Genomic DNA, 20,323 nt, shown 5'->3' with positions numbered 1-20,323 from the left:
GAGCCCGCTCCAGCCCGCCCACGTCGAGGGTCTGCCGGGATCGTGGCGGCCCCGGGATCTCCGGGTGGGTCTTGGCCGGCACGTCGCGCGTCGTCCGGCGTGTTGCCTTCGCCATCGGATCTCCCCACTCTCCTTTGCGAGCTGTCACGCGCCTGCTCAGGCCGGTCGCGTTCCGTACGCGCGGTAACGCTCCGCATCGGCCCACTTGAACTCCAGACCGAGTCCCGGCCGTACCGTGTCGGGCCGCAGCGCGCCACCGTCGGGCGACAAGGTGCCCTCGAACAGCAGGTCCTCGATCCGCACGTGATCGTGGAAGTACTCCAGGTGCCGCAGTCGGCGCACGGCGCAGAAGGCATGGGCGGAGATCGCCGGTGCGCAGTGGGCGGACAGGTCGAGGTGCTGGGCCGCCGACAGTCCCGCCACTTCCAGCAGTCCCGTGATGCCTCCGCAGCGGGTGACGTCGGCCTGGAGACAGTCGACGGCGGGACCGTCCACGAGGTCGACGAAGTCCCGCGCGGTGTAGGCGTACTCGCCCGCGGCGATCTCCAGGCGCTCCGGGGCGCGGTCGCGCAGCATCCGCAGGCCGGCCACGTCGGGCGAACCGACGGGCTCCTCGAACCACCGCACGTCCCACTCCTCGTGGAACCTGCGGGCCCAGTAGAGCGCCTCCTTGCGGGCGAGCGCGCCGTTGGCGTCGGTGAACAGCTCAGGTTCGTCGCCCACGGCCCTGCGGACCGCGTCGAGGCGCCGCGGATCGCGCTCGGGCTCCCGCGAGGTCTTCAGCTTCAGCCGCGGGATGCCCTGCTCCGCCCAGCCGGTCAGCTGTCCGGCGAGACGGTCGAGGGAGTAGTTCGTGAAGCCGCCGCTGCCGTAGACCGGTACCCGGTCGTGGTAGGCCGGGAGCAGCCGGACCAGTGGAAGGTCCAGCAGTCTCGCCTTGAGGTCCCACAGCGCCACGTCGACCGCCGACAGGGCCATGGCTCCCACGCCGGGCCGGCCGGCGTTGCGGATCTACTTGCCCATGCGGTGCCAGTGCGCCGGCGGCGAGGAGACGGCCTGACCCCGCACCAGCGGGGCGAGCTTCGAGGACACGAAGGAGGCGACCGACACATCCCCGTAGGTGTAGCCCAGCCCGGTCCTCCCGCCGGCGTGCACCCGGACCAGGACCATGGTCGTGGACTCCCACTCCAGGGTCCCGTCCTGCTCCCGGCCGTCCGGACCGTCCGTGGGGATCTCGAAGGCGTGCACATCGACGGTCTCGATACGGCAGTCCACCCCGGCGGGGTCAGTGCCCGTCGGCTCGCCCTCCATCAGTGGCGTCCGGGCAGGTGCTCCGCGAACTCGGTGAGCTTCTGGCGCACGCCCTTGGCCGCGATGCCCACCCTCTCCGGGTCACGGACGACCGCCTTGGCGGCCTTCTTGGCCTGCTCGGTCATGATGTGCGGCGGAATCGGCGCGATCTCCGGATCCACCTTGAACTCCAGCACCACGGGCCTGTCGGAGGCGAGCGCCTCGTCCCAGGCCGCGCCCACGCCCTTCGGCTTGTCGCAGTACACGCCCTTCAGGCCGATGAGCTCGGCGTACTTCGCGTAGGGAACGTCGGGGATGTGCTGAGAACCGGGATACTTCGGATCCCCGGCCATCGCACGCTGCTCCCAGGTGACCTGGTTGAGGTCCTGGTTGTTGAAGACGCAGAAGACGAACGGCGCCGGGCCCGACAGCCGGTCCAGATACCGCTTCACGGTGATCATCTCGTTCATGCCGTTCATCTGGAACGCCCCGTCGCCGACGAACGCGATCACCGGCCGGTCCGGGTAGGCGAACCGCGCCGCGATCGCGTACGGCGTCCCCGGCCCCATCGTCGCCAGAGTCCCCGACAACGACGCCCGCATCCCGCCCCGCAGCTTCAGATGCCGCGCCCACCAGTTCGTCCCCGAGCCCGAGTCCGCCGTAAGGATGCAGTCGTCCGGCAACCGCGGCGACAGCTCGGCCGCCACGGCCTGCGGGTTGATCGTCTTGCCGAAGTGCTGGCCCGCCCACTTGTCGCAGAGCGCGTTCCATTCCCGGACGTCCTGTTCGATCCCCTTCCGCCAGGAACGGTCCTCCTTGCGCCGCAGCAGCGGCAGCAGGGCCTTGAGCGTCTCCTTGGCGTCCCCGACGAGGTGGGCGTCCATCGGATACCGGATGCCGATCATCCGTCCGTCGATGTCGATCTCCACGCCACGGGCCTGCCCCTCGTCCGGCAACCACTCCGCGTACGGAAAGCTGCTGCCGATCATGAACAGGGTGTCGCAGCCGCGGATCATGGAGTCGCTGGCCTTGCTGCCCAGCAGACCGATGGGGCCGGTGACGAACGGCAGGTCGTCCGGCAGCACCTCACGGGCGAGCAGCGCCTTGGCCACCCCGGCACCCAGCAACTCCGCCGCTTCCACGACCTCGCTCTCGGCGTGCGCGGCTCCCTGGCCGACGAGGATGGCGACCTTGCTGCCCTCGTTGAGGATGTCCGCCGCCTTGCGTACCTCCTCCGGGTCCGGCAGCACCCGCGGCCGGCTCCAGCCCACGCTGGAGAACACCGCGCCGTGTGTCTTGGGCGGCGACGGCTGGGCGTCCTCCTCCTGCACATCGTTCGGAATGATCACCGTGGCCACCGAGCGGGTCGTCAGCGCCGTCTTGAACGCCCGGTCGATCACATGCCGCGCCTGCCCCGGATGCACGACCATCTGGCAGAACTCCGACACATCCGCGAACAGCCGCTCCAGATGCACCTCCTGCTGGTAGTGCGCCCCGAGCGACAGCCGCTTCTGCTGCCCCACCACCGCCACCACGGGCTGGTGATCCAGTTTCGCGTCGTACAGGCCGTTCAGCAGATGCACCGCGCCCGGCCCCGACGTCGCCGTGCAGCAGCCCACCTCACCGGTGAACTTGGCGTGCGCGCAGGCCATGAACGCGGCCATCTCCTCATGCCGTGTCTGAATGAACTCGGGGTTGCCCTCCGCCCGGTCGAACGCACCGAGCAGCCCGTTGATCCCGTCACCGGGATAGCCGTAGACCCGCCGGACGCCCCATTCCCGCAGGCGCTGCAATACGTAGTCGGCCACCAGCGTCATGACGCACTCCCTCGGACACGGCTGTGATGTCACAGTGAGTGACCCGTGGGCGGAGTGCGTAAACGGCGGTTCCCCCGTGCCACTCTCCTGACCGACCCACCGTGGCCCCCCACTCCGGCCGCCAGGGAACCGCTCGCGACCAGGCCCCAGTTGGGTCGGCGAGAAGCCGAATAAATCACCCATAAAGGGGTAATACGTGCGGAAGACAATAATCCTCTCAGAGGGGAACTCTCATGTCGTACCAGCGCAACTCCAGCGAAATGGGCACCCACCCCGAGCTCGTAGAGATGCGGGAACGGCTTGAGCGCACGGCCTCCAGCGGTCCGGCGATCGCCGTAGAGGGACTGATCCTCCTGGCGGGCGTCTACGCCGCGATCTCGCCCTGGGTGGTGCACTTCGCGGGTCAAGCGAACATCACCGTCAACAACCTGATCGTCGGCATCACCGTCGGCCTGATCGGTCTCGGTCTGGCCCTTGCGCCGGAGCGGATGCTCCGCGTGGCCTGGGTCATCGCTCCACTCGGCATATGGCTGCTGATCGCCCCGTGGGTGGTCACCGTGGCCCACAGCGCGCGCGCCGGCATCATCTGGAACAACGTCTGGCTGGGCGCGGTGACGGCGGTACTGGGGCTCGCCGCCGTGGGCCTGACCGTCGGCGTCAACCGCCGAGCCCGCCGCTGACGCGAAGCTCGACGGGCGATACACCATCGGTCCGGGGGTTCCCTGCCGGCGGGTGCCCTCCGGGCGGTCGACGGTGGGCACCGTGAGGCCCCGGCCGTTTCCGTCGGCGCGTACTCACTGGGTGTCGCGGTCCGCTTTTCCGACTGTCACCGATTCGCCTGCATGATGAGTCGCGGCGGCCTGGGAACTTCGTTGCGCATGCCACCACCACCGGAGCAACGACCTTGCCCACGGGGCCGAGGAGCGAACGGAACCCGGCCCGGTCGCGAGTCGGACCGGCCCATGTGACACTCGACTTCGGGCGTCTCCCGCCGCAGGTGCGCATCCAGCCACTGTTCCGATGTCGACACGGGAGAACCAGGCCGGGGCTCTTCCAGGCCCCCGCGTTCACCGCCCGTCCCGTCCGGGCAGCCCCACCGGAGCCTCCATGGCGTGACGTCATGCCGGCCGTCCCCACAGGGCCATGTGCCGGACCTCGGATCCCCGTAAGCCGCCAGCCGCCTGGACGCGGCCAGTCGCCGCGCCCGGCGCACACCCGCAGGGGGCGATACGGCGTGGTCGCGTACGAGGAGATCGCCATGACCACCGGTTTCTCACCGAACTGGCAGTACGCAGTCGTCACCGGCGGCGCCGGCTTCGTCGGTTCGCATTTGTGTACGGCATTGATGGACTCGGGCACCGACGTCACCTGCGTCGACGACCTCAGTACCGGCCGCCTCGACAACGTCGCCCCCTCCTCGACCGCCCAGGATTCACACTGGTGCAGGCCGATGTCGCCGAGGAGATCCCGGTGGAGCGGCCCTGCGACCTGGTCCTGCACTTCGCGTCCCCGGCGTCACCCGCCGACTATCTGCGACTGCCCCTGCACACGATGGACACCGGCAGCCTCGGCACGCGTCACGCCCTGGAACTGGCCCGGGCGTCCTCGGCACGCTTCCTCCTCGCCTCGACCTCGGAGGTGTACGGAGACCCCCAGCAGAACCCGCAGGACGAGCGCTACTGGGGCCATGTGAACCCCGTCGGGCGACGGAGCGTGTACGACGAGGCGAAACGCTTCGGCGAGGCACTCACCACCGCGCACGCGGACACCAAGGGCACCGACACCGGCATCGTGCGCCTGTTCAACACCTACGGGCCGCGGATGCGCGGCCACGACGGCCGCGCCGTGCCGACCTTCGTACGGCAGGCCCTCGCCGGCGAGCCCCTCACGGTCACCGGCGACGGGCAGCAGACCCGCTCGCTGTGCTACGTCGACGACACCGTGCGAGGGGTGCTCGCGGCGGCGGCCCAGGGACACGCGGGCCCGTGAACATCGGCAATCCGGACGAGATCACCATGCTCGACCTCGCGCGATTGGTCATCCGCCTCGCCGGGTCACGCTCCGAGATCCGCTTCATCGAACGTCCGGTCGACGACCCCGCGGTGCGCTGCCCGGACATCACCCTGGCCCGCGACAAGCTCGGCTGGGAACCGCGGACGGCGCCCGTGGACGGGCTGCGCCGCACGATCGACTGGTTCCGCGCCGAGCCGGCGGACGCCCCGCCGACCCACCCACCCGGTGGTCCCTGACCGTCGGCTCCCCGCGCGCCCAGCAGCGGCGTCCCCCTCGCCGAAAGGTTCTGGCCCTCATGCGCATCCTCGGAATCAACGCGCTCTTCCACGATCTCGCCGCCGCGCTCGTCATCGACGGCCAAACGGTCGCCGCGGCCGAGGAAGAGCGGTTCTCCCGGCGCAAGCACGGCAAGCGGCCGGTGCCGTTCGCCGCCTGGGAGCTGCCGGAGAAGGCAGCCGCCTGGTGCCTGGCCCGGGCCGGACTGCGCCCCCAGGACCTCGACGCGGTCACCTACTCCTACGACCCCGAACTCGCCCGGCCGGCCCACCAGATGGGCCTCGACGACCCCTGGGACCACCTCCGGCAGACGTACGCGCGGGAAGGTCGTCCGCCGCAGCGCCTTCCTCGACGCGGGCGGTTTCCACCCGGTGCTCTTCTTCGGCGGCGAGGAGACACTGCTGGCGTACGACCTCGCCGCGCGGGGCTGGGGCGTCGCGTACGCCCCCTCGGTGACCGCCCGGCACCATCCGGCGCCGGGCGGTCGACCGGGTCGTACGGCGGTCCAGTCGCGCAATCACCTGCTGACCCTGTGGTTGCGGCGGCCTCTCCCCGTGGCCCTCCGCGGGACCGCCACGGTCGCGGCGGCCGCCGCGCGCCGTGAACCCGGCGCGATGGCGGCACTGCGGGGGACGCTCGCCCGCCTCCCCTCGGCCCTCAAGGAACGGACGCCGCTCCCCGCGCCGGTGGAGAGCGCGGCCAGGCTGCTGGACCGGGCTGACGAAGGAACTCCAGGAGTGACGACGTGAGGGCCGGTCGCCCCCGGGTACTCGCGGCTCCGAGGGCGGTGAGAGGCGCCGCCCACCTGAGGAGGAACGTATCCATGACCCAGCATGTCACGACATCATGACGACTCACCCCACGACCGTCGAACCGCAGACCTCCGTGGCGGTCGTGGCCCGGATGATGCGTGACGAGAACATCGGTGCCGTTCTGGTCGCCGAGGGCGAGCAGCTGCGCGGCTTGGTCAGCGACCGTGACCTGGTGGTGCGCGCGGTGGCCGGGGGCGGCGATCCGGACCGGACGACCGTGGCCGACGCGTGCAGCGAGGATCTGGTCGTGGTGGGGCCCGACGACGATGTGGACCGCGCGGTCGAGGTCATGCGCGAGCATGCCGTCCGCCGTGTTCCGGTCGTCGACGAAGGACATCACCCGGTGGGCATCGTCTCCATCGGTGATCTGGCCATCGAGCGTGACCCCGGCTCGGCTCTCGGCGACATCAGCGCTGCGAGGCCCAATGAGTAACGTCTGACCCCGAACACAGCCCCTTCCCTGGCGTCCGCCGCGACGCGACCGTTCTCCGTCTGCCATCCGACGCCCGACACCGGTGGCAGACTGAGGTCCGTAAGAGATCGGATACCGGTGCTGGGTCCAGGGGCGGAGCGAGGGGGAAACATGCGGGTCGGAGTGGCGTCTTGAGGATTCTGCACACATCCGACTGGCATCTCGGGCGGGCGTTCCACCGGGTGAACATGCTCGGCGCCCAGGCCGAGTTCATCGGCCACCTCGTCCGATGCGTGCGCGAACGCGAGGTGGACGCGGTGGTCGTGTCGGGGGACGTGTACGACCGCGCGGTGCCCCCGCTGGCCGCGGTCGAGTTGTTCGACGACGCCCTGCACCGGCTGGCGGAGCTGGGCGTGCCGACCGTGATGATCTCCGGGAACCATGACTCGGCGCGCCGCCTCGGCGTCGGCGCCGGGCTCATCGGCCGGGCGGGCATCCATCTGCGGACCGACGCCTCGGCGTGCGGCACCCCCGTGGTGCTCGCCGACGTCCACGGCGACGTGGCGTTCTACGGGCTGCCGTATCTGGAACCGGCCCTGGTGAAGGACGAGTTCGGGGCCGACAAGCCGAGCCACGAGGCCGTGCTCGCCGCCGCCATGGACCGGGTCCGCGCCGATCTCGCCACGCGCGCGGGAAGCACGCGTTCCGTGGTGCTCGCCCACGCCTTCGTCACCGGCGGCGAGTCCAGCGACAGCGAGCGGGACATCTCCGTGGGAGGAGTCGCCTCGGTGCCCGCCGGCGTCTTCGACGGCGTGGACTACGTGGCGCTGGGCCACCTGCACGGCAGCCAGGTCATCACCGGGCGCGTCCGGTACTCGGGCTCCCCGCTGGCGTACTCGTTCTCGGAGACCGCCCACCGCAAGAGCATGTGGCTCGTCGACCTCGGCGCCGACGGTTCGGTCGAGGCCGAGCGGGTCGACTGCCCGGTGCCGCGCCCGCTGGCCCGTATCCGGGGGGAGTTGGAGGACCTGCTCGCCGACCCGGAGCTCGCGCGGTACGAGGACGCGTGGGTCGAGGCGACTCTCACCGACCCCGTCCGCCCCGCTGACCCCATGGCCCGGCTGAGTGAGCGTTTCCCGCACACGCTCGCGCTCGTCTTCGCTCCCGAGCGGTCCCCCGAGGACCCGGACGTCTCCTACGCCGGACGCCTCGCGGGACGCGACGACCGGCAGATCGCGGAGGACTTCGTGGCCCATGTGCGCGGCGCCGGGCCCGACGAGCGCGAACAGGCCGTGCTCCAGGACGCGTTCGACGCGGTGCGTGCCGACGAGGCCGTGCGGGAGGTCCGCCGGTGAGGCTGCACCAGCTGGACATCACGGCCTTCGGGCCGTTCGGAGGCTCCCAGCGGGTCGACTTCGACGAACTGTCCGCGGCCGGGCTCTTCCTGCTGCACGGCCCGACCGGTGCGGGAAAGACGTCCGTCCTCGACGCCGTCTGCTACGCGCTGTACGGCTCGGTGCCGGGCGCCCGGCACAGCGGCCAGGGGCTGACCCTGCGCAGCGACCACGCGGCGCCCACCACCCGTACCGAGGTCCGGCTCGAACTCACCGTCGCCGGACGCCGGTTGGAGGTCACCCGGCAGCCGCCCTGGGAGCGCCCGAAGAAGCGCGGCACGGGCACGACGCTCGACAAGGCGCAGAGCTGGCTGCGCGAGTACGACCCGGTGGCGGGTTCCTGGAAGGACCTCAGCCGCTCTCACCAGGAGATCGGCGAGGAGATCACCCAGCTCCTCGGTATGAGCCGCGAGCAGTTCTGCCAGGTCGTGCTGTTGCCCCAGGGGGACTTCGCGCGTTTCCTGCGCGCCGACGCCGAGGCCCGCGGAAGGCTCCTCGGGCGGCTCTTCGACACACACCGCTTCGCCGAGGTCGAGAAGCGACTCGCCGAGCGGCGGCGCACCACGGAGGCCGAAGTCCGCGCCGGTGACGCGGAGTTGCTGGCCGACGCCCACCGGATGCAGCAGGCCGCCGGTGACGCGACGCCCCTGCCCGAGCTGGCGCCGGGCGACCCGGGGCTCGCCGAGGCGGTGCTGGCCTGGGCGGCCGTGGCCCGCAGCACGGCGCGCGAGCGGCTCACCGTCGCGCACTGCGCGCGGGGCGCTGCGGACTCGGCGCGGGCCGCCGCCGAGCGCACCCTCGACGAGGTCCGCGAACTGGCGCGGCTGCAACGGCGGTTCGCGGAGGCCAGGGAGCGGGCCGACCTCCTTCAGCAGCGGGCCGATTCCCACCGCGAGGCGCAGGCGCGCATGGAGCGTGGCCGCAAGGCCGAGACCGTCGCGCCCGCGCTGGAGCTCCGGGACGCGGCCGAGTCCGAGCACCGCCGCGCCGCGGCGGACGAGACGCGGGCGCGTGCCCTGCTCCCGCAGGGGTACGCCGACGCGGGTGCGGCAGGGCTCGCCGCCGCCGCGCGCAAGGCCGCCGAGGAGCTGGGCGGACTGGAGTCGGCCCGGCGTGCCGAGGAGCGGCTGGCCGGCCTCGTCGCCGAGCGCGCCGACCTGGACCGCCAGCAGCGGGCCGACGAGGACGTGCTGGACGAGGCCGAGAGCTGGCTCTCCGGCTGGGACACGGCCCGCGCCGCCTTCCAGAGCCGTATCGAGTCCGCCCAGGAGGCCGCCGCCCGGGCCGAACAGCTCGCTGTGCGGCGCGACCTCGCGCGGGGGCGGCTGGACGCCGCACGGCTGCGCGACCAGTTGGCCGGCGAGACGGACGAGGCCCACCAGCGCGCGCTCGCCTCCCGCGAACGGGCCGCGGACGCCCGCGCCCACTGGCTCGACCTCAAGGAACAGCGCCTGCGGGGCATCGCCGCCGAGCTCGCCGCCCAACTGGCCGACGGCGAGCCCTGTGCCGTCTGCGGCGCCACCGAGCACCCGAGGCCCGCCCGCAAGGTGGCCGGGCACATCGGCCGCGAGGCCGAGGAACGGGCCCTCGCCGACTCCCGGCGCGCCGACGACGTCAGCGCCGAGGACGAACGGCGCCTCGGTGCCGTACGCGAGGCGCTGGCCGCGGCCACCGCCGAGGCGGGAGACACCCCCACGGAGCAACTCACCCAGGAAACGGCCGAGTTGGAAGAGAAATACGCGGAGGCCCGCCGGGGCGCCTTGAGGTTTCACTCCGCGCAGGAGGAGCTCCGCAGGGCCGAGCACGAGCGGGAGCTACGGCTCGCCGCCGGGCAGGAGGCGGCGGTCAGGGCCGCGTCCAGGGCCGCCCGCCGGGACACCCTGGACCGCGAGAAGGCATCCCTGGAAGCGGAGCTGGCCCAGGCGCGCGGCACCGCCGACTCCGTGGCCGCACGCGCCGCACACCTGGAACGGCGGGCCGCGCTGTTCACCGAAGCGGCCGACGCGGCCCGCGCGGCCGACGACTCGGCGCAGCGGCTCAAGGACGCCGACGCCCGGCTCGCCGACGCCGCCTTCCGCGCCGGGTTCGACACCCCGCAGGCCGCGGCGGCCGCGCTCCTCGACGACGCGGAGCACCGCGACCTCCAACGGCGGCTCGACGCCTGGCAGTCGGAGCAGGCCGCGGTGCGCGCCGTCCTGGCGGAGGCCGACACCGCCGCGGCCGCCCAGCGGCCGCCCGCCGACCCGCACACGGCCGAGCGGGCCGCCGAGGCCGCCGGGCGGCGGCTCCAGGACGCGGTCTCCGCGTGGGACGCGGCCGCGCGCCGCTGCGCCGAACTCGACCGGCTGTCCGCCCGGGCCGCCGTCCGCGTCCGGCGGCTCGCGCCGCTGCGTGAGGAGTACGACCGTGTGGCCCGCATGGCGGGCCTGGCGGCAGGCACCTCCGCGGACAACGAACGCAAGATGCGCCTGGAGGCGTACGTGCTCGCCGCCCGCCTGGAACAGGTGGCCGCCGCGGCGACCGTACGGCTGCGGCGCATGTCGGCCGGGCGCTACACCCTCGTCCACTCCGCCGACCGCGCCGGACGCGGCCGCAGCGGACTCGGACTGCACGTCGTCGACGCCTGGACCGGCCGGGAACGGGACACCGCGACACTCTCCGGCGGCGAGACGTTCTTCGCGTCGCTCGCGCTGGCGCTCGGCCTCGCGGACGTCGTCACCGACGAGGCGGGCGGCGTGCGCCTCGACACACTCTTCATCGACGAGGGTTTCGGCAGCCTCGACGACCAGACCCTCGACGAGGTCCTGGACGTCCTCGACGCCCTCCGGGAGCGCGACCGCAGCGTGGGCATCGTCAGCCACGTCGCGGACCTCCGGCGGCGCATCCACGCCCAGTTGGAGATCGTGAAGGGCAGGTCGGGGTCGGTCGTACGGCAGAGGGGTGCCGGCTGAGCCCAGGTCACCGGCCCAGCGGCCGCCGCGGCAGCGGCGACGAGTAGACGACGCTCGTGGTCACCGAACCCAGCGCGCCGATCCTCCCCGCCACCTCCTCCAGATGACGCATCGAACGGGCCGCGACCTTGATGACGAAGCAGTCGTCGCCCGTGACGTGGTGCGCCTCCAGGATCTCCGGGGTCGCGGCGACGAGGTCGTGGAACGGCTTGTAGTTGCCGTGCGGGTACCTCAGCCGCACGAACGCCAGGATCGGCAGCCCCAGCCGCTCCGGGTCCACGACGGCCGCGTACCCCTGGATGACGCCCGCCTCCTCCAGCCGCCGCACCCGTTCCGTGACCGCGCTCGCGGACATCGAGACGGCACGCGCCAACTCGGCGAAGCTGGCCCGGCCCTCCCGCTGGAGGACATCGAGGATGCGCCAGTCGGTGGCGTCCGGGGAATACGCGGTCATGTCGCCCACACAACAGGGGAATCCCCGGCAGATCAAGACCCGATCCGTGGATTGCCTCTTCAGGGGCTCGATCATCAGCCGTAGATTTCCGGCCATGACCCCGACGACTGTTGCGAACCCCGTCCTGCGCGTCGCCCCGGCGCCCCCCACCACCGCTGCCGCCCACTTCCGGGCGAGCCTCGCCTTCCACACCGACGTGTCCGATGTCGCCGCCGCCCTCGCCGCCGACGGCGACCCCGGCTTCGTCGTCCTCGACTCCCGTTCCACGGAGGCCTGGGACCAGGGCCACGTCCCCGGTGCGGTCCACCTGCCCACCGCCCTCATCGCCGACCACGCGGAGGGACTCCTCGACAAGGCGGTCCCCGTCGTCACGTACTGCTGGGGTCCGGGCTGCAACGGTGGCACCCGCGCCGCCCTCGCCCTCGCCGAACTCGGCTTCCGCGTCAAGGAGATGCTCGGTGGCTTCGAGTACTGGGTGCGGGAGGGCTTCGCCTACGAGACGACGGGGGAGGGTCTTGAGCGCCGCGCCCCGGACCGGCTGACCACACCGGTGGACGCGGAGGACTGCGGCTGCTGAACACGTACGGAACATGTAGGGGACACTGATCTTCGTCCGGTGCGCCCCGTGTAGGTTCTCTTCGCATGTCTCGATACGCGGATGCAGGTGTCACGCAGTGGGTGGAATCGGGCGGGGGACCGCTCATCGCGGTACCCGAGGTGGTGTTGCCGTTCTGGACGGGAGCGGACGGCGGCGAGATGTCGTCGGACTACGACCGGGCCTGCGACATCAACGGCTCCATCGGGTTGCTTCCCGTCGGTGACACCAGGGCGCTCGTGCTGGGCGACGAGCCCGCCTCGACCGCTTTCCTCCCCGAGCACGGCACCTTCGTCCGGTGGTACGCCGCGAACTCCGAGGACGAACTCCTCGCGGGCGTTCCCACGGCGCTTCGGACCGCGCTGTGGGAACCGGAGGTGGAGTGGCGGGTGCCGGGCCCGGTGGTCGTGTTCGACGCCGCCTGGCCCGGGGACAGTTCACGGAGCACGGACCACCTGCGCGTCGAACTGGAGCCGGGACGGTACGGGGTGAGCGCCGCGTACGTGTCGGCCGGCCCCGAGACCTGGCTCGGTCTCGTCCGGCTGCGACGGCTCGCCGCCTGACCCAGGGACGGCGACCCCGGCAGCGCGGGCCGAACGAAATGCGCGTGCACCACACGAGCCCGCCCCGCATCATGGTCACCGATGCCTCAACTCCCACACCCCACACCGGAAGAACTACGCCGCGACCCCCTGCCCCTGCGCGGTCGCACGGCCCTCGTCACCGGGGCGAGCAGACGCGGCGGCATCGGTTACGCCGTGGCCCGCCGTCTCGCCGCGTACGGGGCGAGCGTGTACCTGCACCACCATGTGCCGCACGACACGGCCATGCCCTGGGGCGCCGACCATCCGGAAGCGGTGGCCGCCGGTGTGCGCGCGGCGCTCGGCGACCCGGACGCACGGGTGGTGGACGGGCCGGGCGACCTGTCCGACCCGGCCGTGCCCGCCGAACTGGTCTCACGGGCCACGGACGCGCTCGGCGGACGCCTCGACATCCTCGTCGCCAACCACGCCCTGTCCGGCTCGGACGGCACGCTCGACACCATCGACTCCGCGATGCTCGACGCCCACTGGGCGATCGACACCCGCTCGGTACTCCTCCTCGTCCAGGCGTACGCCCGGCTCCGGGCCGCCCTCCCGCCGCGCACCCCGGGCGGGCGCGTGATGATGATGACCTCCGGGCAGGACATCGCGAGCGGCATGCCCGGCGAGATCGCGTACGCCCTCCAGAAGGGCGCCCTCGCCTCGATCACCCGCTCCCTGTCGACCACCCTCGCCGACCTCGCCGTCACCGTGAACACCGTCAACCCCGGCCCCGTGGACACGGACTACATGACCGGCGACGACCACGCGGCCATCGCCGCGATGTTCCCGGCCGGCCGCTGGGGCATGCCCGACGACCCCGCCCGCCTCATCTCCTGGCTCGCCACGGACGAGGCCGCGTGGATCACCGGGCAGGTCATCGACTCGGAGGGCGGGTTCCGCCGCTAGGGCCCTTCTGATGGATCTCCGCGGAGATCCATCAGAAGGGCCCTAGACGGGACGCGTGGGCGCGTGACGGACGCCGCGGGAACCCGGCATCCGTGCGCGCCCACCGCACCGTCAGAGCCGCGACAGCTCGTCCACCAGGTCGTCCAGGCCCAGGGCACCCTGGGACAGGGCCGCCATGTGCCAGGCCTTGAGGTCGAAGGCGGCGCCGTGGCGCCGCCGCGCGTTCTCGCGGCCCAGCAGCCAGGCGCGCTCGCCGAGTTTGTAGCCGATGGCCTGGCCGGGGATGGTGAGGTAGCGGGTCAGCTCGCTCGCCACGTAGTCCGCCGGGCGGCTGCAGTGGGCGCCGTAGAACTCCTCCGCCAGCTCGGGTGTCCAGCGCTCGCCCGGATGGAAGGGGGAGCCGGCGGGGATCTCCAGCTCCGCGTGCATGCCGATGTCGACGATGACACGCAGCGCACGCATCATCTGCGCGTCGAGATAGCCGAGCCGCTCCTCCGCGTCCGCCAGGAAGCCCAGCTCGTCCATGAGCCGCTCCGCGTACAGCGCCCAGCCCTCCACGTTCGCGCTGACGCCACCGACGGTGGCCTGGTAGCGGGACAGGTCGTCCTTCACGTGCACCCACTGCGCGAGCTGGAGGTGGTGGCCGGGGACGCCCTCGTGGTACCAGGTCGACACCAGGTCGTACACCGGGAAACGGGTCAGCCCCATGGTGGGCAGCCAGGTGCTGCCCGGACGGGAGAAGTCCTCGGACGGTGCCATGTAGTACGGGGCCGCGGCGCCGCCCGGCGGGGCGATGCGGGACTCCACCTTCCGTACCCGCTCGGCGAGGTCGAAGTGCGTGCCGTCCAGCGCCTCGACCGCCCGGTCCATCAGGCCCTGCAGCCACTCCCGGACCTCGTCGACGCCCTCGATGTGCCGGCCGTGCTCGTCGAGGTGCGCCAGCGCCTCCCACGGCGTCTTCGCGCCCGGGAGGATCTTCTCCGCCTCCTGTTCCATCTCGGCGAGCAGACGGTGGAACTCCGACCAGCCGTACGCGTACGCCTCGTCCAGGTCCAGGTCCGTGCCGTTGAAGTAGCGCGACCAGCGTGCGTACCGCTCGCGGCCCACCACGTTCGGCGCGCCCTCGACGGCGGGCGCGTACGCGTCGCGCATCCAGTCCCGCAGTTCGACGACGGCCCCGGTCGCCGCGCGGGCCGCCTCGTCCAGTTCGGCGCGCAGCGCGTCGGGGCCCGCCGACGCGAAGTCCTCGAACCAGCCACGGCCCGAACCGTCCGTGTCCGCCCACTCGGTGAGCTGCTCGATGAACGTGGCGGTGGGGCGTGGAGCCGCGTACAGCTTGCGCTCCAGGCCGAGCGCGAGGGACTCGCGGTAGCCCGCCAGCGCGGCCGGCACCGCGCGCAGCCGCTCGGCGATCGCCGCCCAGTCCTCGTCCGTGTCGGCGGGGGTCACGGTGAAGATCTCGCGCACATGGTGGGCCGGTGTCGACATGTTGCCGACCGCCCGCAGGCCCTCCCCGGCCTCGTGCACGGCGAGTTGCGCGGTGAGTCGCTCGCGCAGCAGGCGCGCGCAGCGGCGCTCGATGTCACGGTCCGCGCCCGGCTGCCGCTCCGCCTCGTCGAGCCGGGCGAGCGTCGCCCGCATCAGCTCCGCCTCGGCCTCCTGGCCTGCGGGCGACGTGTCGGGCAGTCTGCTCGAACTCTCCTTCACGCCGAGGTACGTACCGGTCACCGGGTCGAGGGCGACGAGCTCGTCGACATAGGCGTCGGCGACCTCACGGGGCAGCGGGCTCTTGGTGTCAGACATACGGGCCATCCTGGTACGGGGGCGGGGGCGGCGTCAGCCCGGTAAACGGGGCCCGCGCCGCCGGACGGCCGGATTCCGCTCAGGGCGTGCCCCGGTCGGCGCGCGGTGGCAGCAGCGGCCCGCAGTCCCACTGCTGGAAGATCAACCGGGTCTCCACCCGCGCCACTTCCCGCCGCGAGGTGAACTCGTCGAGGACCAGCCGCTGCAGATCCGCCATGTCCGCGACCGCGACATGCACGAGATAGTCGTCAGGGCCGGTCAGATGAAAGACCGTCCGTGACTCCTCAAGTGCCCGGATGCGCTCCACGAACGGCCCCACCAGATCCCGTCGATGCGGCCTGACCTGCACGGACAGCAGCGCCTCCAGTCCGCGCCCGAGCTTGGCCGGATCGAGCCGCAGCCGATGACCGAGGATCACGCCGCAACGGCGCAGCCGCGTCACCCGGTCCAGGCAGGTCGACGGCGCCACCCCGACCTGCGCCGCGAGATCGCGGTAGGTCGTCCGGGCGTCGTTCTGCAACAACCGCAGAAGGTGGAGATCCACCGGATCCAGTGCGACGGATTCAGCCATGGGCCGAACGTAGCACGGGACTCGCCCCCAACTGCCCGCTCGATGTTCACCCTGGCGCCCATGAACCCATCGAGCACGCACGCGTACGACCGCGCACGCCCCACACCGCGGGCGCTGGCCACCGAAGCCGTGCACGCGGGCCGCGACGACCTCGCGCGCCAGGGCCTGCACGCCCCGCCGATCGACCTGTCGACGACCTATCCCTCGTACGACAGCCGTGGTGAGGCCGCCCGTATCGACGCCTTCGCCGCCGACGGCGCACTGCCGGAGGGGACACCGCTCTACGGGCGGCTCGGCAACCCGACGGTCGCCCGCTTCGAGACGGCCCTCGCCCGGCTCGAAGGCACCGAGAGCGCCGTCGCGTTCGCCAGCGGCATGGCCGCGCTGAGCGCGGTGCTCCTCGCGCGTGCCTCGACAGGGCTGCGCCATGTCGTCGCCGTACGCCCGCTGTACGGGTGCAGCGACCATCTGCTGAGCGCGGGACTGCTCGGCTCGGAGGTCACCTGGGTCGACCCGGCCGGCATCGAGGACGCGCTGCGCCCCGACACCGGGCTGGTGCTCGTCGAGTCCCCGGCCAACCCGACCCTCGCCGAACTCGACCTCCGGGCCATCGCCCACGCCTGCGGCTCGGTGCCGCTCCTCGCGGACAACACCTTCGCCACGCCCGTGCTGCAACGCCCGGTGGAACACGGCGCCCGGCTCGTCCTGCACAGCGCCACCAAGTACCTCGGCGGCCATGGGGACGTCATGGCAGGGGTCGTGGCCTGCGACGAGGAGTTCGCCGGGCGGCTGCGCCAGGTCCGCTTCGCCACCGGCGGCGTCCTCCACCCGCTCGCCGGGTACCTGCTGCTGCGTGGCCTCGCGACCCTGCCGGTACGGGTCCGCGCGGCCTCGGCGACCGCCGCGGAACTCGCCTGGCGCCTCGCCGCGGACCCGCGCGTCGCCCGCGTCCACTATCCGCGCATCGGCGGCGCCATGGTCGCCTTCGAGGTCCACGGCGACCCCCACGAGGTCATCGCCGGTGTCCGCCTCGTCACGCCGGCCGTGAGCCTCGGCAGCGTCGACACGCTGATCCAGCATCCCGCGTCCATCAGCCACCGCATCGTCGCGGAGCCGGACCGGCACGGGGCCGGGGTGAGCGACCGTCTGCTCCGTATGTCGGTGGGCCTGGAGGACGTCGAGGACCTGTGGGACGACCTCGACGGGGCGTTGGGCACGGACCGGCGCTCCCGGGGGAGCGTCAGCGCTCCCGGGCCCGCTCGTACGGCAGGCGGGAGGCCACCGGTGTCGCGTCCAGGCGGGCGGTGACGACCAGGGTGCCCTCCTCGATCCGGTAGTCGAGGGGGAGCCCCAGGCCGCGCATCGCGGCGACCATGCCGGTGTTGGCGGACTGCGTGACGGCGTACACGTGCGCGCAGCCCGCCTCGGCCGCCATCGTCACCAGACGGCCCAGCAGTTCCCTGCCGATGCCGCGCCGCTGCCACGCGTCCTCGACCAGCAGCGCGACCTCCGTCTCGTCGCCGTCCCACAGCAGGTGGCCGAGGCCGACGATCTTCCCCGAGGCCGTCTGCACGGCCAGGGTGCGGCCGAAGCGGGGGCTGAGGAGGTGGCCCAGGTAGCGGTCGGCGTCGCCCACCGGGCCGTGGTAGCGCAGGCCCAGCGTGCGCGCCGAGCACCGCGCGTGCATCGCCTTCGCCGCGTCGAGGTCGTCCGCGTCGGCGCGCCGTACCGTGATGTCGCTGCCGTCCGCCGGCTTCAGCACGTCCTCGCCGCGCGGGATCCGCGGACCCAGCCGGGCGTCCAGCTCCACCAGGGCTCGCGCCCGCGCGAACTCCGTCGGCGTGAACGGCAGATACGGCCGCTCCACCGTGATCACCCCGCCCTCCGGCGCCCGCAGCCGCATCACCGTGTCCTCCAGAACCCCTTCCTGGGGCAGCTCCGCGTCGGGGGAGGGAAGCGAGCGGATGGTGCACCGGCCGAGCAACTGCCGTAGGCCGAGCGGGAGTTCCGCCGAGTCCAGCGCCGTCCGCGTGGCCAGGCCCAGCACCCGGGTGGGCGCGTCGACGAGGTCGTGGGCGTCGGCCCGCTCGATCCACGTGTCTGCGCCGCCCGCCCGCGCGACCGCACGGGTGATCTCGGACGCGGCCAGGTCCTCGGGTGCGCGCAGCAGGAACTCGTCCACCGTGCCCTCGGCCAGCGGATGCGTCTGCAGGCTGAGGATGTCCACCCGGTGACCGGCCAGCGCACTGCACAGCGCGGCCAGCGAACCGGGCTCGTCCCTCACCGTCGTCCTCATCCGCCACAGCGCCGACGCGCCTTCGGCCCCGGACGGCCCGGCCTGCTGCTCCTCGGCGAGCGGCCGGGCGCCGGTATCGTCCGCCGGCGGCGCGTGCCCGTGGCGGCGTGACCACCAGGTGTGGAAGCCGGCCGTGGCGAGGAGCACTAACGCCGAGACCAGCAGCAGCGCCGGGCCGTCGGGCCCGTGCCCGATCAGGTTCGCCACGGCGTCGGCGACCGCCACGGCCGTGAACAGCGCGGCGAGTTCCACCGCGTCTCGCCGCCAGTGGTGTACGGGGCGACCGTCTCGCGCCCGCTTCACATCAGGCATCTCAGGAGTCATGCAACCACTGTGCCGGTAGGGTGTTGCGTGATCACGAACTCTCTGTGACTGATCGGTTAAGTGACGTTCCGCACCTTTTGCAGCTCTTTGGTTGGGCTACTGTCCGACGCGTCCCGGCTGGAGGACCTTCGTGAACAGTACGGTCCCGTCCTGCTCGCGCAGCCGTACCGTCAGCTCCCCGCTGTCACCGTCGATGTCGACCTCGCCGAAGAACTGGTAACCGCCGGCCGGTGAGACGTTCGAGGCGGTCGGCGCCTTCACGAACACCCGCTCCGGTCCGAAGGTGTTGTCGAGGGCGCTCGCCGGGAACGCACCCGCGTTCAGCGGGCCGGAGACGAACTCCCAGAACGGCTCGAAGTCGGTGAACGCGGCCCGCGACGGCTGGTAGTGCTGGGCCGAGGTGTGGTGCACATCGGCGGTCAGCCATACCGTGCCCGTGATCCTGCGGTGCTTGATGAACCGCAGCAGCTCCGCGATCTGCAGCTCACGGCCCAGCGGAGCGCCCGGGTCGCCCTGCGCCACGGCCTCGATGTGCTGCTTGCCCTCGGTCGCGTCGGGGACGACCAGGCCGAGCGGCATGTCGGCGGCGATCACCTTCCACACCGCACGCGACCGGGACAGCTCGCGCTTCAGCCACTGAAGCTGCTCGTCGCCCAGGATGCCCTGCGGGTCGGTGGTCTGGTCGTCCGGCGAGTTGGCGTTGCGGTACGTGCGCATGTCCAGCACGAACACGTCCAGCAGCGGGCCCTGGTGCAGCACCCGGTGGACCCGGCCGTCCCGCTCGCCCGGGCGCAGCGTGGAGATCGGGAAGTACTCGCTGAACGCCTGCCGTGCGCGCCCCACCAGCACGTCGACGCTCTTCTCGGTGTAGCGGGTGTCGGAGTCCAGGATCACCTGGCCCGGGTACCAGTTGTTGCGCACCTCGTGGTCGTCCCACTGGATGATCGACGGCACCCGGGCGTTGAAGTTCCTGAGGTTCTCGTCCAGCAGGTTGTAGCGGAAGTTGCCGCGGAACTCCGCGAGTGACTCGGCGACCTTGGACTTCTCCTCGGTGGTGATGTTCCGCCACACGCTGCCGTCGGGAAGCGCCGCGGTCGCCGCGATCGGCCCGTCGGCGTAGATGGTGTCGCCGCTGCAGAGGAAGAAGTCGGGGTCCAGCGCGCCCATCGCGTCGAAGATGCGGTAGCCGCCCAGGTCCGGGTTGATGCCCCAGCCCTGGCCCGCCAGGTCGCCCGACCACACGAAGCGCACTCCGTCACGGCGCTTCACCGGTGCCGTACGGAACGTGCCGGTGACCGGCTCGCCGGTGCGGCGGGGGTCGTCCGGGTCGGCCAGCAGGACGCGGTAGTGGATCTGCTCGCCCGACGGCAGACCGCGCAGGCGGGTCGTCCCGGTGAAGTCCGTGCCGGCGCCCAGCAGGGGGCCGTGCCACCGGACCGGGTTACGGAAGGACTCGGTCGCGGACGTCTCGACGATCATCCGGGCCGGCCGGTCGGAACGCACCCACACCAGGCCCGAATCGGTGGTCACGTCCCCGGTCTGTACGCCCCATCCGGCCTGCGGCCGCCCCGACAGGGTGAACGCCGGTGCCGCGCCGAGGGTGGCGGGCACGGCCAGGGCCGCGGACGCGGCGAGGGAGCCGCGCAGCACGCTGCGGCGGCCGGGCAGGGGGCTCGGCGAACGGTGTGACATGAAGGGGCCTCCAGGGACGGATCCGGCCAATGGGCAAGGCCACAACTACTGGTGCACCACGGCTCACACGGAAACCACAAGTGAACAACCGACCGCGGGAAGAAGGGAACCGGCGTGCGACTCCGGGCGCGTC

Annotated in this window: 14 protein-coding genes and 4 pseudogenes; 11 read left to right on the top strand and 7 right to left on the bottom strand. The window is 72.3% G+C overall.

What is annotated here, in order from left to right; translation table 11 throughout:
* Positions 1-156 precede the first annotated feature (156 nt).
* Both IE262_RS04620 and IE262_RS04615 read right to left on the bottom strand, forming a co-directional pair.
* Positions 157-1,311 (bottom strand): annotated as a pseudogene (locus IE262_RS04620) (enolase C-terminal domain-like protein).
* Entirely contained in the window at positions 1,311-3,107 is a 1,797-nt protein-coding gene (locus IE262_RS04615) for a thiamine pyrophosphate-requiring protein (protein ID WP_134031307.1), read from the bottom strand. Before IE262_RS04615 ends, IE262_RS04620 begins: the two are co-directional and overlap by 1 nt.
* A gap of 233 nt (positions 3,108-3,340) precedes the next feature.
* On the opposite strand from IE262_RS04615, the gene IE262_RS04610 reads away from it, so the two are divergent.
* The 7 genes and pseudogenes from IE262_RS04610 (at position 3,341) to IE262_RS04580 (ending at position 10,965) form a co-directional block, all read left to right on the top strand.
* Positions 3,341-3,787, top strand: coding sequence for an SPW repeat protein (locus IE262_RS04610; RefSeq protein WP_134031304.1), 447 nt, complete (start codon positions 3,341-3,343; stop codon positions 3,785-3,787).
* Positions 3,788-4,365: 578 nt separating this feature from the next.
* A pseudogene (locus tag IE262_RS04605) lies at positions 4,366-5,356 on the top strand (NAD-dependent epimerase/dehydratase family protein).
* A gap of 59 nt (positions 5,357-5,415) precedes the next feature.
* Positions 5,416-5,721: pseudogene (locus IE262_RS04600) on the top strand (carbamoyltransferase N-terminal domain-containing protein); the annotation flags it as partial.
* 46 nt (positions 5,722-5,767) lie between these two features.
* Positions 5,768-6,145, top strand: a complete 378-nt coding sequence (locus IE262_RS04595; protein ID WP_189871680.1) for a glycosyltransferase family 2 protein — start codon at positions 5,768-5,770, stop codon at positions 6,143-6,145.
* A gap of 74 nt (positions 6,146-6,219) precedes the next feature.
* Positions 6,220-6,641, top strand: a pseudogene (locus IE262_RS04590) (CBS domain-containing protein).
* Between the two features lie 170 nt (positions 6,642-6,811).
* On the top strand, positions 6,812-7,975 hold the full coding sequence (locus IE262_RS04585) for an exonuclease SbcCD subunit D (RefSeq protein ID WP_189871399.1): 1,164 nt from the start codon (positions 6,812-6,814) through the stop codon (positions 7,973-7,975).
* A complete protein-coding gene (locus tag IE262_RS04580) occupies positions 7,972-10,965 on the top strand; it encodes an AAA family ATPase (protein WP_189871397.1) in 2,994 nt (997 codons plus the stop codon). The genes IE262_RS04585 and IE262_RS04580 overlap by 4 nt, the downstream gene beginning before the upstream one ends.
* A gap of 7 nt (positions 10,966-10,972) precedes the next feature.
* Here IE262_RS04580 and IE262_RS04575 read toward each other — a convergent pair whose 3' ends face one another.
* Positions 10,973-11,419, bottom strand: a complete 447-nt coding sequence (locus IE262_RS04575) for an Lrp/AsnC family transcriptional regulator (RefSeq protein ID WP_134031289.1) — start codon at positions 11,417-11,419, stop codon at positions 10,973-10,975.
* A 94-nt stretch (positions 11,420-11,513) separates the two neighbouring features.
* Here IE262_RS04575 and IE262_RS04570 point away from each other — a divergent pair, with 94 nt between their 5' ends.
* The 3 genes from IE262_RS04570 (at position 11,514) to IE262_RS04560 (ending at position 13,504) form a co-directional block, all read left to right on the top strand.
* Complete coding sequence (locus IE262_RS04570; RefSeq protein ID WP_134031285.1) at positions 11,514-11,996, top strand: rhodanese-like domain-containing protein; 483 nt, start codon at positions 11,514-11,516, stop codon at positions 11,994-11,996.
* 65 nt (positions 11,997-12,061) lie between these two features.
* Complete coding sequence (locus IE262_RS04565; RefSeq protein WP_134031282.1) at positions 12,062-12,577, top strand: immunity 21 family protein; 516 nt, start codon at positions 12,062-12,064, stop codon at positions 12,575-12,577.
* A gap of 81 nt (positions 12,578-12,658) precedes the next feature.
* Entirely contained in the window at positions 12,659-13,504 is an 846-nt protein-coding gene (locus IE262_RS04560) for an SDR family oxidoreductase (RefSeq protein WP_134031279.1), read from the top strand.
* 111 nt (positions 13,505-13,615) lie between these two features.
* Here the strand turns inward: IE262_RS04560 and IE262_RS04555 are convergent, their stop codons facing one another.
* Together IE262_RS04555 and IE262_RS04550 are read right to left on the bottom strand one after the other, a co-directional pair.
* Positions 13,616-15,307 (bottom strand): DUF885 domain-containing protein, encoded by a 1,692-nt coding sequence (locus IE262_RS04555; protein WP_189871395.1) that lies wholly within the window; start codon positions 15,305-15,307, stop codon positions 13,616-13,618.
* A 79-nt stretch (positions 15,308-15,386) separates the two neighbouring features.
* Positions 15,387-15,878, bottom strand: coding sequence for an Lrp/AsnC family transcriptional regulator (locus tag IE262_RS04550; protein WP_189871393.1), 492 nt, complete (start codon positions 15,876-15,878; stop codon positions 15,387-15,389).
* 60 nt (positions 15,879-15,938) lie between these two features.
* On the opposite strand from IE262_RS04550, the gene IE262_RS04545 reads away from it, so the two are divergent.
* A complete protein-coding gene (locus tag IE262_RS04545; protein WP_189871392.1) occupies positions 15,939-17,186 on the top strand; it encodes a trans-sulfuration enzyme family protein in 1,248 nt (415 codons plus the stop codon).
* Here the strand turns inward: IE262_RS04545 and IE262_RS04540 are convergent.
* A complete protein-coding gene (locus tag IE262_RS04540) occupies positions 17,119-18,498 on the bottom strand; it encodes a GNAT family N-acetyltransferase (protein WP_189871390.1) in 1,380 nt (459 codons plus the stop codon). The two genes, IE262_RS04545 and IE262_RS04540, sit on opposite strands and share 68 nt — an antisense overlap.
* Before the next feature lie 96 nt (positions 18,499-18,594).
* The gene (locus IE262_RS04535) at positions 18,595-20,190 is read right to left on the bottom strand and encodes an alkaline phosphatase D family protein (RefSeq protein ID WP_134031264.1); all 1,596 of its coding nucleotides are present in this window, start codon (positions 20,188-20,190) and stop codon (positions 18,595-18,597) included.
* Positions 20,191-20,323: the final 133 nt, after the last annotated feature.

The organism is Streptomyces bluensis, from assembly GCF_014650715.1.
Classification (GTDB): Bacteria; Actinomycetota; Actinomycetes; order Streptomycetales; family Streptomycetaceae; genus Streptomyces; species Streptomyces bluensis.
This window is presented reverse-complemented; position numbering and strand designations above follow the sequence as displayed.

Excerpts from the sequence above, each read along its gene's own strand:
- IE262_RS04615 (WP_134031307.1), bottom strand. The coding sequence starts at position 3,107 with ATGACGCTGGTGGCCGACTACGTATTGCAGCGCCTGCGGGAATGGGGC.
- IE262_RS04610 (WP_134031304.1), top strand. The coding sequence starts at position 3,341 with ATGTCGTACCAGCGCAACTCCAGCGAAATGGGCACCCACCCCGAGCTC.
- IE262_RS04575 (WP_134031289.1), bottom strand. The coding sequence starts at position 11,419 with ATGACCGCGTATTCCCCGGACGCCACCGACTGGCGCATCCTCGATGTC.
- IE262_RS04570 (WP_134031285.1), top strand. The coding sequence starts at position 11,514 with ATGACCCCGACGACTGTTGCGAACCCCGTCCTGCGCGTCGCCCCGGCG.
- IE262_RS04565 (WP_134031282.1), top strand. The coding sequence starts at position 12,062 with ATGTCTCGATACGCGGATGCAGGTGTCACGCAGTGGGTGGAATCGGGC.
- IE262_RS04560 (WP_134031279.1), top strand. The coding sequence starts at position 12,659 with ATGCCTCAACTCCCACACCCCACACCGGAAGAACTACGCCGCGACCCC.
- IE262_RS04555 (WP_189871395.1), bottom strand. The coding sequence starts at position 15,307 with ATGTCTGACACCAAGAGCCCGCTGCCCCGTGAGGTCGCCGACGCCTAT.
- IE262_RS04550 (WP_189871393.1), bottom strand. The coding sequence starts at position 15,878 with ATGGCTGAATCCGTCGCACTGGATCCGGTGGATCTCCACCTTCTGCGG.
- IE262_RS04545 (WP_189871392.1), top strand. The coding sequence starts at position 15,939 with ATGAACCCATCGAGCACGCACGCGTACGACCGCGCACGCCCCACACCG.
- IE262_RS04540 (WP_189871390.1), bottom strand. The coding sequence starts at position 18,498 with ATGACTCCTGAGATGCCTGATGTGAAGCGGGCGCGAGACGGTCGCCCC.
- IE262_RS04535 (WP_134031264.1), bottom strand. The coding sequence starts at position 20,190 with ATGTCACACCGTTCGCCGAGCCCCCTGCCCGGCCGCCGCAGCGTGCTG.